Source organism: Boudabousia liubingyangii, assembly GCF_001907245.1.
Taxonomy (GTDB): domain Bacteria; phylum Actinomycetota; class Actinomycetes; order Actinomycetales; family Actinomycetaceae; genus Boudabousia; species Boudabousia liubingyangii.
On record NZ_MQSU01000003.1, the window covers coordinates 1 to 14,267 of the forward strand.

Sequence of the window (14,267 nt, forward strand, 5' to 3'; positions counted from 1 at the left end):
CCGCTAAACGCATAACCCGTGAATGAGGGGGTTCCAACACGTAAACGTGTTGGAACCCCCTCAAAACAATTCTCTACCTCCGCCTTGCTGATTGTGAGGAGAATCTGCCCTAGAGGATTCGAGGTGCCTTAGAGCGAAAGACTGGAATATGGGATGAGTAGAACCAAACACAGGTGAGCAAAAACCCACCACCACATTACGACTATAACAACCACAAATGACACAATAGGAAACATGACCCAAACAGCAATCAAATCCGATGCCCCAAAGCGCAATAGAAATAAACCAAAGCGCAACCTACAATTGCTTGCACCATTGATCGGTGCACTACTAGGCATCGCCATGCTGCTTTACCCCGTCATCTCCACCAGACAACACAACGCAGAACAACAACGCATCGCAAACGAATCGCTAAACGTCGTCAAAGACCTAACACCCACCCAAAAGAACACCCTCCTCGAAGAAGCTGATGAATACAACCGGGAGCTAGCATCCGGTCTAATCCTTGACCCCTTCATCGAAGATGTAGCACCAAACAGCCCTGAATACAAGCAATACCTACAAAAACTAAACGCTGACGAAGTCATGGGAACCGTTCGCGTACCAGCAGTAAACATCAATCTACCCATCTACCACGGTACCTTCGATGACGTCCTACAAAAGGGTGTTGGACACCTTTTCGGATCATCACTGCCGGTAGGTGGTGTAGATACACACTCAGTACTAACTGGACACACAGGCCTACCTAATGCCACCCTCTTCGACCACCTAGACAAAGTTAAAAAAGGTGACGACATCTATCTAAGTGTCGCTGGACGTAATCTAAAATACAAAGTTAACGACATCCGTGTCGTGAAACCCGAAGAAACCTCATCCTTAGTGCGCCAACCTGGTAGGGACCTTGTCACCCTCATCACCTGTACCCCATACGGCATCAACAGTCACCGACTACTAGTCACCGGTGAACGTGTACCCATGGAAAAAACTGACGAAGCCAAAGTGTTGACACCACAACCAATCGAAAATCCATGGGAATGGTGGATGATCGGCCTAGTAGCCGGCGCCTCCGTTGCCGGGCTACTAGTCCTATTGCTCATCTACATGATCTTCTTCGGTGGTCGTAAAAAAGACGAAGAAGAAGACGATAATCAGAATCCAGCTGCAGCTGCTGAAGAAACAGCAGAAAACACTGAACAGTAAAAAGCACTGACAGTAAAAACCTGCTGAACAGTATTTTCCCCCAAAAGGAAAATCCACAAACCAAAGCAATCGCCCGGCACAAAACCCACGTGCCGGGCGATACCATTAAAACAACAAACCCAAAATCCTTCCTAGTAGGGTAGAAGCGGATTAAAGACTCTGAAAACCGGTAAAGTAGAAAACAAGTACTGAACCAAACTAGAAGCGTAGAAAGAAAGTCAAAGCAGACATGAACAACGCCCCAATTGCCCCCAAACACCCCACCGAGCGTACCCACCACGGACACACCCACACCGACAACTACGAATGGCTACGCGAAAAAACCAACCCCGAAGTCATCAAACACCTAGAAGCAGAAAACGCCTGGACTGACACCAGACTAGAACACACCAAAAACCTACAAAATACCCTAGTCAAAGAATACGAAGCACACACCGCCCTAGACGACGTGTCCGTACCCATCCGACTACGCAACTACTGGTACTACAGTGCCATCCAAAACGGCCAAAACTACCGCAATTACTACCGACTACCAGCCGACCCCCAAAACCCCCAAGAACAACCACCACACATTGACCCCCAAAACCCCCGCCAAGACCAGGCCGGCAATCAAGCACACCTATTAATCGACCAAAACCGCGACGCTGAAGGACATCAGTTCTACCAAATCGCCAACCTCGAAATCAGCCCCAACGACCAATACCTAACCTACGGGGTAGACAACGCCGGCGACGAACGCTTCACCCAAAAAATCATCAACCTAGCCAGCGGACAAACCATCGACGAAATCCCCGACGTTGTCTACGGCACCGCCTTCACCGCCGACAGTAGCCACCTGTACTACGTGCGCGCCGACGAAACTTGGCGACCCTACCAAGTCTGGGTCCACGAAATCGGAAAACCCGCAGACACCGACCAGCTAGTCTACGAAGAAAAAGACGAAACCTACTGGATGAGCATCGGCGCCAGCCGCGACGGCAACTGGATTATCATCCATACCGGCGCCACCAACACCAGCGAAATCCAACTAATCGACTCCCACGCGCTACCGGGTAGCGCAGCAGCGAAACCCACCAGTGTGGCCGGACGACACGAAGGACTCGAATACCAGGTAGAACCCGCCGCAGACCACCTACTAGTCATCCACAACCTCGACTGTGTCGATAGTGAACTAGCGTGGGCGCCCCTACCCACCCCCGGGGTCACCGGCAGTCCTAACAACTTCCAAACTCTAGCCACCCCCCAAGAAGGCGAACGCTACCTAGGGATCAACGTCTACGCCACCCACGCCGTTCTAGAACTACGCTCCAAAGGTATGGCCAGTGCCCACTACTACCTGACCGACCCTAACCACAAGTGGGTTAAAGAAGGCGAACTAACCCAAGGCAACCCCGTAGAAACTGTCAGTGTCACCAACAGTGACTGGTTCTTCGAGTCCAACATCCGCTGGACCGTAGAATCCCTGGCGACCCCGCCAACTACCCTAGACACTGACCCCATCACCGGGGAAAACACCGTCCTCAAAGTAGCTAATACCCCCGGCTATAAGGCCGAAAACTACATTGAAGAACGCCACTGGGCTACTGCCGACGATGGTACCCAAATTCCCTACACCACCATCCGACACAAGGACACTCCCGTAGACGGAACTGCCCCCGCCCTCATCTACGGGTACGGATCCTACGAAGTCAGTGTCGACCCCATGTGGAGCCCCATGCGTCAATCCCTACTAGATCGCGGCATGGTCTGGGCCCTAGCCAGCCCCCGCGGCGGCGGCGAAATGGGACGCCGCTGGTACGAAAACGGCCGCACCAACACCAAGAAGAACACCTTCAGTGACTTCGTGGCCTGCTCCAAAGACCTAATCGCTAAGGGTTACAGTGCCCCCGATCGGCTAGCCGCCCAAGGTGGCTCTGCCGGTGGTCTACTAATGGGTGCCATCGCTAACCTAGCACCCGAAACCTACCGGGTGATCCTGGCGCAAGTACCCTTCGTAGATGCCCTAACCACCATCCTCATGCCTGAGCTGCCGCTCACTGCCGGAGAATGGGAAGAATGGGGTAACCCCATCACTGACCCGGCCATCTATGAATACATGCGCAGCTACACGCCCTGCGAAAACATTCGCCCCGGCACCCAATACCCGGCCATCCTAGCGACCACCAGCCTCAACGACACTCGCGTCTACTACGTGGAACCCGCCAAGTGGGTACAGCTACTACGTGAAGAAACCACCAACGACCCCGTAGAACGCCCCATCCTGTTGCACTGCGAAATGGTCGCCGGACACGCGGGCACCACTGGTCGTGCCGCCAAGTGGAAGGAAGTCGCCTACGACATGTCCTTCGTGCTAGACCAGCTAGGGATCACCGAATAAACACCAAAATGGGGAAGGGGGAGTGCTGGCCATGGCCATCACACTCTGTGAAGTCTGCGTAGAAGACCTGAAAGGAGCCAAAAACTCACTCCAGGTAGGCGCCAACCGCGTCGAATACTGCGACGACCTAGCCAACGCCGGCACCACCCCCAACCCCCAAAACATCATCCACCTAGCCAAATGGATAGAGGCTGAAAAACCAGGGAAAGCCCTGCGGATCATGATCCGCAACCGCCCCGGAAACTTCACCTACACCAGTGAAGAAATCCAAGACATGGCCCAAACCATCAAGGACCTAGAAACACACTTAAAGGACCTAAAGCTAGACTACGGGTACGTCATCGGGGCACTGAAAACCGGGGATGATGGGGAAAACACTGTTGATCACGAGGCGGTGAAAAGCTGGGCGGCACAAACCGAAAAACCCCTAACCTTCCACCGGGCCTTTGATGAAATCCCCAACTGGGAACAAGCCCTAAAAGACCTAGCTGAATGCGGTATTGACACTATCCTGACCACCGGAAAAACCGCTGGACAGGTAGATGAAGGCCGCGGTTACAGTACCGAAGGTCTACAAAAACTACAGGCCGCCGCCAACCCCCTAGGGATCACGATCCTGGCCAGTGGGGGAATGCGCCCCGAAACCTACCATGAAGGGCTAGCCGAAGGGGGAATCACCCAAGTGCACCTGCGGGCACCCAAAACTACCGAAGCAAAAGGTAACAGTAGTGAAATGGGGAGCAGCGCCGACTTGGTAAACGATGTTGATCCGGGAAATAGCGCTGGCCAAAGGAACAGTGCTGAAGCGGAAAGTAGTACGGATCCGGAACTGGTCAAAGCCATGCTGAAAACCCTCAAACTAGGGGAGTAAAACAATGCCCGCCCTCATCTGGTACCGACGCGACCTGCGCACCGAAGACCACCCCGCCCTAGCCAACGCCGCCGCACACGCCGCCGCCCAAAACAGTGAAGTCTGGGCACTACATACCCCCGGATCATTCCCAGACATCTCTAAACTACAACAAGCCGCACACCACAACGCCCTAGCCCAACTACACCAAGCACTAGGGGAGGGAACCCTACAAACCCTAGACGGAGAACCGGCCACCGTCGTCCTAGACTACGTCAAAGCTTTAAAGGAACTGCTAGAAAACTCGGCTGGAGCAACCACAGCAGGTGTAGCAGACGGGGAACCTTGGCTGACCGTGCACGCCACCGAAGACTACACGCCCATCGGGAAACACGAACAGGCTGAACTAGCCGAAGAACTACCAAAACTAGGGGCCAAACTAATCCTCACCGGCAGTAACTACCTAGTCGCCCCCGGATCCATCCGCACCGACAGCGGCGGCAACTACAAGGTCTACACACCCTACTCAAACCGATGGTTCGAACACCCCTGGCCCGCCCCCATGGACACCAAAATAGAAAACCACCGGGTACACGCCACCGTCGGCAGGACCATCACCGCCCAAGTCCCCAACCTAGGGCTACCACCCAAAGGTGGCGAAATCAGTGCACCCCTACACCAACTCACCGACCAAGAAAAACAGATTTTAAGCGATGTTCTAGGTAGTCAAGCCAAGACTGCAGAAACCCGCAATGGGGTACCCCGTAAAAACCGGGCTGAAGCCCTAAAAACCAAGGGTGACAACTACCAATACCAGCTAGCCCCCATCGAAGAAACCACGATCACCCGGGACGGCAAAACCCTCTGGACCACCCAAGTAGGACAGGAATACGCCAAAGCTCGGCTAGAAGACTTCATCAATCAAGGGCTAGCCGACTACGCCACCGCTCGCGACCATCTAGCTGAAGACGGCACCAGCCGATTATCCATCCAACTCACCTACGGGACCATCCACCCCCGGACCATCATCCGGACCATCGAAACCCACCCCGAAAACCAAAACGTTCCCGATAAAGACCGGTGGACCTACGCCAAAGAACTAGCCTGGCGGGAATTCTACGCCGACTACCTAGACGCCCGGCCCGAAACCGGCTGGGAAAACGTCAACCCCAAATTCGAGAACTTCGAATGGGACTACAACGAAGAAACCTACGAAGCCTGGAAAACCGGACAAACCGGATACCCCGTAGTCGACGCCGCCATGCACCAACTCAACGAAACCGGATGGATGCACAACCGGGCGCGCATGATCGTCGCCAGCTTCCTCACCAAAGACCTACACCTACCCTGGCAATGGGGAGCCCAATACTTCCTAGCCAACCTAGTAGACGAAGACTACGCCAGCAACCAACACGGCTGGCAATGGTGCGCCGGCACCGGCACCGACGCCAGCCCCTACTTCAGAATCTTCAACCCCTACACCCAATCCGAACGCTACGACGAAACCGGCAAATACCTAGCCAAGTGGGTACCCGCCCTAGCCGAAGCCAAAGACAAACTAGGGCCCAAACCCACCAAAAAAGCCCTCAAAGGACTACACCAAGCCAACCCACAACCAGCCGGCTACCCAGCGCCCATCATCAACCACAAAGAAGAACGCGAAGACGCCCTAGCCCGCTACGAAGCCATCAAATAAGGCTAAAGCTAATCCTTTAAAAGGAACCCAAAAGCTGCTTCTCTAATAGGAACCAGACGCAATAAATACGCCCTTAAACAAAAATTACCCACAACTGGAACCCAAAGTTCGGGAATACGAACTATTATGGTAGAACTAAGGCAACAAAAGCCGAATCCTGAGAATCATAAATCTCAGAAACCTTAAAACGCGTAAACCCCAAATAAGAACCCCAAATCCCAGAAAACCATGAGCAGCCCCAAAACCCCGAGCAGCCCCGAAAAGGCCAGTGCCACAGAGGCAAACGGCCCCGAACAGGGTAGTGGACCCGAGCAGGCGAGTAAGCGACCTCGGCGAGCAGTACGCGACCCGAAACTAATCAGCCTGCTAGGCCCCGCCTTCGTGGCCGCCGTCGCCTACGTCGACCCCGGCAACGTCGCCGCCAATATCACCGCCGGCGCCCGCTACGGCTACACCCTAGTGTGGGTCCTAGTAGCCGCCAACCTCATGGCCGTCCTAGTCCAATACCAATCCGCCAAACTGGGCCTAGTCACTGGACAATCCCTACCCAGAATCCTGGGCAACCGCCTAAGCAAACCCAAACGGATCGCCTTCTGGGCCCAAGCCGAACTAGTCGCCGCTGCCACCGACCTAGCCGAAGTAATCGGCGGGGCCATCGCGCTAAACCTACTCTTCGGACTACCCCTAGTCTGGGGTGGGGTCATAGTCGGCATCATCTCCATGGGCCTGCTGATGCTACAAAACCAGCACACTCAGCACCGGTTCGAACTGGCCGTCATTGCGCTACTATTCATCATCACCATCGGGTTCCTGGCCGGGCTATTCGTAGACCCACCCAATGCTAAAGAAACCCTAGGTGGGCTCATTCCACGCTTCGCCGGACGCGACAGTGTGCTGGTGGCCGCATCCATGCTGGGTGCGACCGTCATGCCCCACGCGATCTACCTGCACTCCACCCTGGTAAATGACCGGCACGGGAAATCCGACCAGAGTACCGGGCGACTACTGCAAGCCAGCCGCTGGGACGTCACCTGGGCGCTGCTACTGGCCGGCGCGGTCAATATTGCACTGCTACTGCTGGCCGCCACCTCACTACGCGGGGTAGACGGAACCGACAGTATCGAGGGTGCTCACGCGGCCATCACCGCGCACCTAGGGCCCACCGTGGGTGTGATCTTCGGGATCGGGCTACTGGCCTCTGGTCTGGCATCCACCTCGGTCGGTGCGTATGCGGGCTCCGAAATCATGAAGGGCCTACTGCACATTCGCATCCCACTGCTGGTACGCCGGCTAGTCACCCTGATTCCCGCGCTGATTATCCTAGGGGCTGGTTGGGACCCCACCTGGTCGCTAGTCGTCTCACAGGTGGTGCTCTCCTTCGGGATTCCTGCCGCGCTAATCCCGCTAGTGCACTACACGGCGGATAAGGAACTCATGGGTGAATACCGGGACAGTATGCCCCTGCGGGTAGCGTCGATAGTTTCGGCCACCATCATCTGCGTCCTAAACCTACTGCTGATCTACCTGACCTTCACCGGGCAGGGCTAAGCCCAGCTAGGTTAGGTGTAGATCAGCACCAAGATGATGGCGACGATCGCCAAGATCCCAGCTAGAGACTGAAGGGCAGCCTTCCAACTGCCACCAGCTTTAAAAGAACTCTGGGATGCCATCCGCTGATTCGCATGCGACAGATCGTTCATCCGCCCATTAAAACCCTGCGGCGGCACATTATCCCGATGGTTATTAGCCATTGCTATCAGGACTCTAGTTCGGCACGCACCTGATCGCGGGCCTCAATGAAAGCCTGCACGCAAGCACGCACATCATCCAAAGAATGACCGGCAGACAACTGCACACGAATGCGGGCCTTACCGCGCGGGACTACCGGGAAACTGAAGGCAATCACATAAACGCCCCGCTCCAACATGGCATCCGCAATCTTCGTAGCCAAGACGGCACCATCATCACCGGGGAACATCACCGCGGTAATCGGGTGCTCGCCCGGAAGCAGGTCAAAACCAGCCTCCTCCATGAGCTCACGGAAAAGCTTAGCGTTCTGGACCAAACGTTCACGCGCATCCTCGGCACCCAAAGCCAACTCTAGGGCCTTTGCGGAACCGGCCACCACGGTGGGTGCAACCGCATTCGAGAACAGGTAAGTGCGGGCACGCTGGCGAGCCAAATCAACCACCTGCTTACGGGCAGCCACAAAACCACCAGAAGCACCACCCAAGGCCTTACCCAGGGTCGAAGAAATGACATCCACGCGATCCTGCACGCCAAACTTAGCGGGCGTACCACGACCCTGCGGGCCCACAAAACCAGTCGCGTGCGAATCATCAACCATCACCATGGCGCCGAATTCCTCCGCCAGATCACAAATCTGATCCAGCGGAGCAAAAGAACCATCCATAGAGAACACGCCATCGGTGACCACCAGCATGCGCTTAGCGCCACCATCCTTAGCGGCCTGCAACTGGGTACGCAGGTCCGACATGTCCGCATTCTTGTAACGGAAACGCGCGGCCTTGCACAGGCGAATGCCGTCAATCAGAGAAGCGTGGTTTAGCTCGTCCGAAATGACCGCATCATCCGCGTTCAACAGCACCTCAAAAATGCCACCATTAGCGTCATAGCAGCTAGAGAACAAAATCGCGTCCTCCTGCCCCACGTAGTCGGCTAGGGCCTGCTCCAACTGGCGGTGCGGCGTCTGGGTGCCACAAATGAAACGCACCGAAGACATGCCGAAACCCCAACGATCCAGCGCCTCATGGGCGGCCTGGACGATCTGCGGGTCATCTGCCAAACCCAGGTAGTTATTGGCGCAGAAGTTCAAAGACTTACCGCCCGCCTCAGTGGCAATATGGGCCGACTGTGAAGTGGTCAGGACGCGCTCGCGCTTGTACAGGCCCGCATCCTGGATGGCCTGAAGTTCGGCCTCGTAAGAAGTAGCGTCAAACATGAAAATTAATCCTCCCAGCTAATCAAAACCTTGCCGGCCTGACCGGAAGCGGCCGTATCAAAAGCTTCCTGCCAATCCTCAGCCTTGTAATGGTGCGTAATCACAGAACGCACCGCATCACGCATGGCCTCAGACGACTGCAGCATGAAAGCTGCCCGGTACCAAGTCTCAAACATTTCGCGCCCATAAACGCCCTTAATGGTCAACATGTGGGTGATGACCTTAGAGAAGTCAATGGCGAACTCATTCTTCGGCAGACCCAACATGGCGATCGTGCCACCGAAGTTACAGTGATCCACCATCATGTTCAGGGCTGCGGGGGCACCAGACATTTCAATGCCCACCTCAAAGCCTTCATAAATATCCAGCTCATTCATGGTGTCGCGCAGGGTTTCCTTACCCACGTTCACGACCCGGTCCGCACCCACATTCTTAGCCATGGCCAAGCGGTCATCATTCAAGTCAGTGACGACCACGTAGCGGGCACCAGAGTGGCGGGCGATCGCCGTAGCCATTACCCCAATCGGGCCGGCGCCGGTAATCAGCACGTCCACGCCCGACATGTCCACCTGCTGGCAGGTGTGGACCGCATTGCCGAAGGGGTCAAAGAGGGCGCCAAGGTCAGGGTCAATCGCATCATTTTGCTTCCACACGTTGGTGTGGGGGACTACCACGTAGTCGGCGAAAGCGCCGTCACGGTTCACGCCAATGCCGCGGGAACGGATACACATTTGGCGGCGGCCACTACGGCAGTTACGGCAGCGACCACAAACGATGTGGCCCTCAACGGAGACGCGCTGGCCGACCTTTAGTTCGTCGCGGCCTTCACCCTCTGGGACGCCCGGACCCAGTTCCACAATCTCACCGTAGAACTCGTGGCCGGTAGTCATGGGGGGAGTGAATTGGGTGCGTGCCCAATCATCCCAACCTAGGAGGTGTAGGTCCGTGCCGCACAGGCCCGTGCGTAGGACGCGGATCTTAACTTCGGCAAAGCCGGGGGTAGGTTCGGGGATTTCGCAAAGTTCGAGTCCCGGGCCGTCATGAGTTTTACGTAATGCGCGCATTTAGGCGTCCTTTTTGATGGGTGTGGGCAGATAGGTTATGCAAACCATTTTAGCCCAGTGTGGGACAAATAACTATCCAAGAAAATCGCGGAAAGTGTCAGAAAGATCGCCAAATTAGAGGCTTTATTAGGGTAGGTTATCCTAACTATTTTTAATAACAAAGAGTGGTGATACGTCTTTAAGTGACGGTTTGTCGCTATTTTTAGGGCTTGCATAATTGTGGTGATTAAGGTTACCCTAACTCGTGCTGTTTTTATTATGACACTACACCCGAAAGGAAGTGACACTTTGAGACTGGCTAAACGGTCTTTTAGCGCGCTTCTGTTGAGCTTCGCCCTGACCCTTACCATGCTGGTAAGCGGACCGGTCGCAAGCGCCTCAGCAGCTACCACCCCGACCATCACTGTCACCCCCGCCCCCCGCGAAGGCGGCAACGTCACCATCAAAGGCTCCGGCTTCTCTGACTCCGGAACCGGCATCTACGTTGCCATCGCCAACGACAAAATCCCCGAGTTCTACGGACACTCCAACGAGTTCGTGGGCGCTGACGGGGAAGAAGACTTCACGCAATCCCGTTCCACCATCTGGGTCTACCCCTCAAAGATGGCCGCAGTAGGCCAAAGCTTTGCCCAGGGCGTCGCCATGGGTAAGGACGGCAGCTTCGAAGTCAAAATGTTCGTCCCCAAGTACAAGGAAGGCGTAAACTACAACGTCCTCACCACCAAGGCACACGGCCAAGGTAAGTCCGACCGCAGCGCCGATACGCGCACTCGGATCAACTACCAGCCCGCCCCCAAAGCCGAACCCACCAAGGAAAAGCCCACCGCCCCCGAAACCGGCACCACCCCCGGAACTGAAAACGGCGGCGACAACGGCGGCACCGCAGGCGGCGAAGCCGGCAATGACGAAGGGGAAGGCGACCAACCCGGCCAAGCCGACCCGCAGCCAGCTCCCGGAAATGAAAACAGCAAACCCGGCGACGCAAGCAACCCGGCCAAGCCCGCTCAGCCCGCCGAACATGTCTGCCCGGCCAAACAAGACGTCCGCGTAGACGAACCCGGCCTAGCCGAAACCTCCTTCGATTGGGCCATCAACCAGCTATTCGCCAAGTACGCAAAAGAAAAGGGCTACAAGATGTACGTCCAGGGCGGCTACCCGGCTGGTAACTCCGTGAACCTAAACCGCAACCTGATCCCCGAAGTTCAGGGCAACAACCTCTCCCTAACCTGGGAAGGTGGCGTGCAGTTCAAAGAAGGCAACCAGGTTCGCTACGAAATCAAGAACCCGCGCCTAGTCATCAAAGACCAGACCCACGCGGACCTCTACCTGACCTTCGCCGCTGACGGCAAGAGCGCACAAACTGTACTCTTCGGTACCGTCACCGGCCCCGTTTACGTAGACGCTTCCGGCTTCATCGAGGCCCTACGCCTGGAAAACGGCACCGTCACCATGAAGCCCGAGGCCGCTCTGCAGGTTCCCGGGATCTCACCCGATACCGAACTACCGAAGCTATCCTTCCGTTACGACCTGTACGACCGCGACGGCCGCTACCTGAAAGCTGGTGGCAAGCAGCCGGTTGAGTACTACAAGGAAGTTTGGAACCTGGCTAAGAACTGTGGCCAGCTACCGTGGATGACCCACTACGCCGTGCGCACCCCGGCCGCCCCGAAGCCGGTCGTGGACGAGGTCCCGCCGCCCAAGCAGATCAGTGTCGAGGAAGAAAACGCCAAGTGGAACGACGGTGACATTGCCGCCGCCCCCGCCGGCGACCTCTACTGGGGTATCAAGGCCTCCTGGCGCTCCTACATTGGGGGCGGCAAGCTCAGCGAAGGCGTCACCCTAGACCGTAACGGCTACACCTTCCACAATGGCCGCATCGTGGAAGATAAGAAGGACGGCTCCAAGGTCATCCAGTACCAGGGCCGCATCCACTTCGAGGCCTACAACAAGATCCTCTACATGACCTTCTCTGACCCGCAGGTCCGCATCGACAAGGACGGCAAGGCTGTCCTGTGGTTCAAGCAGTGGTTCTACAACGGTGAAGGCCAGCCCGAAACCGAAGGCACCTACTTCCCCGCAGTGACCATTACCAAGCCGCTAGGGGAGCGCGGTGAGGACCTAGCGGTCGATAACTCGGCCAGCTACCTGACCTCCCAGATGCGCGACATCTTCATCTTCGCTTACCGGACCGGCCTACGAATGGCTAACGTGTCCTTCGCCGTGAAGGCCCCCGTGGCTGAAACCGTGAAGACCCCGGAAAAGACGGTGGAGGCCCCCAAGGTTCCGGTAGTGAAGACTCCGGAAGCCCCTAAGGTCCCCGCGCCCACCAAGCCGGTGGCGCCTGCGGGCCCGCAGCCGACCAAGCCGGCAGATCCACAACCGGTTGCACCTGCCAACCCGAAGCCGGTAAAGCCGGCCCCGGTTGCCCCGGAAACTAAGAAGGTAACGAAGCGAGTCTGCGCGCCCTCGTCAACGCAGTTTGACCTCAAGGGCGGCAACCTTAACTGGGGCCTACGCGCCTCCTTCCGCAAGTACCTAACCGGCCTAGCTAAAGGCAAGTGGGAACTAGCCGACGGCGCCACCTACAACGGGAAAGACTTCGTCTTCCCCACCACCGGTGGCACCTACAATGTGGAAAAGCACGCCGGTCAGATCACCTACCGCGGCTCCGTCCACTTCACCGGCCACGGCGGCATCCTAGACGTCCGCCTAGCCAACCCCACCCTACGCTTTAAAGGCACCGACGCGATGCTCAGCGCCGAGGTAGCCTCCAACAGCCTCGAGGGTAAAAACACCAACTACGGCCGCGTCGACCTGGCCGCCGTGAAACTAGCGAAACCCGAAAACGGTAAGAACGGCCTGACCCTAACCGGGGCCACCGTCACCCTGACCGAAGACGGCGCCAAAGCCTTCGCTGGCTTCTACCAGACCGGAGAAGGACTAGACCCGCTAACCGCCACCACCCAGGCGGCCCCCAAGCAGGTCTGCCACGACGTCGTCGTTGAAGAACCCCAGCAGCCCGGCACCCCGGAAGCCCCCGCGGTTCCAAAGCCCGGCACCACTGAGGGCACCGTAGAAGGCACCCAGCCCGGTACTGAACCTGGCGTCCAGCCCGGCGCTGGAACCGGTGACGATCTAGACTTCGACGTCCCGCCCGCACCGACCAAGCCCAAGGTCCCCCAGCAGCCCAACGTACCGGCCCAGCCGAACGTACCGGGTCTGCCGAATGTCCCGGGTGTGCTTCCGGGAAGCCCCGCAGCGCCCTCGGCCGGAAATGGGAACCTAAGCGACCAGCTAGTCAAGGCGCCCGAAAAGGCCGCGGAAAAGAAGGTCTGTCAGGCCGACCCCAACCAGTACCGCATCACCAGCGGCAGCCTAAACTGGGGCGTCCGCCAATCCTTCACCACCTACATTCGTGGCCTAGCCAAGGGTGGATGGGACCTGGGTGGCGGCGCCACCTGGACCGGCAGTGCCTTCAACTTCCCCGTCGCTAGCGGCATCTACAACTCCCAAACCGGGAAGGGACAGATCCGCTACTCCGGCACCGTCCACTTCAACGGACACGGCGGCATCCTCAACCTGAAGATCGCCAACCCCACCCTGGTCATCAACGGACGAAGCGGACAGCTCTACGCCACCGTCTTCTCTAACGACATGCAGGGTAAAGGCACCGACTACGGTCGCGTCCTACTGGCCAATGTCAGCCTGAGCAGTGTCAACGCCAAGGGCGGCAAGCTCAACCTGAGCTCCGCCTCCGTCAACCTGACCGCAGAAGGCGCCAAGGCCTTCGCCGGTTTCTACCAGCCAGGTGAAAAACTCGACAACCTCAGTGGCAACGCCACCCTAGCTGCCGGGTCCATCTGCGACAAGGACGGAAACCTCAAGGAATACACCGCCGGCGGACAGGTAGTCACCAGCAACGGTGGCGGTGCACAAGATGGCCTAGCCAAGACCGGACCCGACGGGGGCCTACTAGGCAGCTCCATGCTGCTAGGCCTAGCCGGCCTGATGCTAGCCGCGGTCAGCCGCAAACGCCGCACCTGCTAACGGACGGCACCACAAAGGTCCGGCCCTGATAATGGCCGGCACCAAAAGCACACTCGGGGCTCAAAGTTCCC

The 14,267-nt window shown here is 57.1% G+C and carries 9 protein-coding genes; 6 read left to right on the forward strand and 3 right to left on the reverse strand.

Annotation, left to right across the window (positions count from 1 at the left end; all coding sequences use genetic code 11):
• The first annotated feature begins 234 nt into the window (after positions 1–234).
• The 5 genes from BSR28_RS04675 (at position 235) to BSR28_RS04695 (ending at position 7,671) form a co-directional block, all read left to right on the forward strand.
• Positions 235–1,200: a class C sortase gene (locus tag BSR28_RS04675; protein WP_073713491.1), complete on the forward strand. Its 966-nt coding sequence runs from the start codon at positions 235–237 to the stop codon at positions 1,198–1,200.
• A 229-nt stretch (positions 1,201–1,429) separates the two neighbouring features.
• On the forward strand, positions 1,430–3,577 hold the full coding sequence (locus BSR28_RS04680; protein WP_073713492.1) for a S9 family peptidase: 2,148 nt from the start codon (positions 1,430–1,432) through the stop codon (positions 3,575–3,577).
• A 31-nt stretch (positions 3,578–3,608) separates the two neighbouring features.
• Entirely contained in the window at positions 3,609–4,448 is an 840-nt protein-coding gene (locus tag BSR28_RS04685) for a copper homeostasis protein CutC (RefSeq protein ID WP_143237584.1), read from the forward strand.
• A gap of 4 nt (positions 4,449–4,452) precedes the next feature.
• The gene (locus BSR28_RS04690) at positions 4,453–6,123 is read left to right on the forward strand and encodes a cryptochrome/photolyase family protein (RefSeq protein ID WP_073713494.1); all 1,671 of its coding nucleotides are present in this window, start codon (positions 4,453–4,455) and stop codon (positions 6,121–6,123) included.
• Positions 6,124–6,351: 228 nt separating this feature from the next.
• Positions 6,352–7,671: an Nramp family divalent metal transporter gene (locus tag BSR28_RS04695; RefSeq protein ID WP_083563065.1), complete on the forward strand. Its 1,320-nt coding sequence runs from the start codon at positions 6,352–6,354 to the stop codon at positions 7,669–7,671.
• Positions 7,672–7,682: 11 nt separating this feature from the next.
• Here the strand turns inward: BSR28_RS04695 and BSR28_RS04700 are convergent, their stop codons facing one another.
• From BSR28_RS04700 to tdh, 3 genes are read right to left on the reverse strand one after another with little or no spacing between them, the layout of a single operon-like run.
• Positions 7,683–7,874 (reverse strand): hypothetical protein, encoded by a 192-nt coding sequence (locus BSR28_RS04700; RefSeq protein ID WP_073713495.1) that lies wholly within the window; start codon positions 7,872–7,874, stop codon positions 7,683–7,685.
• A gap of 5 nt (positions 7,875–7,879) precedes the next feature.
• Positions 7,880–9,085: a glycine C-acetyltransferase gene (locus BSR28_RS04705; protein ID WP_073713496.1), complete on the reverse strand. Its 1,206-nt coding sequence runs from the start codon at positions 9,083–9,085 to the stop codon at positions 7,880–7,882.
• A gap of 5 nt (positions 9,086–9,090) precedes the next feature.
• Positions 9,091–10,149, reverse strand: coding sequence for an L-threonine 3-dehydrogenase (gene tdh / locus BSR28_RS04710; RefSeq protein ID WP_073709685.1), 1,059 nt, complete (start codon positions 10,147–10,149; stop codon positions 9,091–9,093).
• A gap of 288 nt (positions 10,150–10,437) precedes the next feature.
• On the opposite strand from tdh, the gene BSR28_RS09255 reads away from it, so the two are divergent.
• The gene (locus BSR28_RS09255; RefSeq protein ID WP_073713497.1) at positions 10,438–14,196 is read left to right on the forward strand and encodes an HtaA domain-containing protein; all 3,759 of its coding nucleotides are present in this window, start codon (positions 10,438–10,440) and stop codon (positions 14,194–14,196) included.
• Positions 14,197–14,267 lie beyond the last annotated feature (71 nt).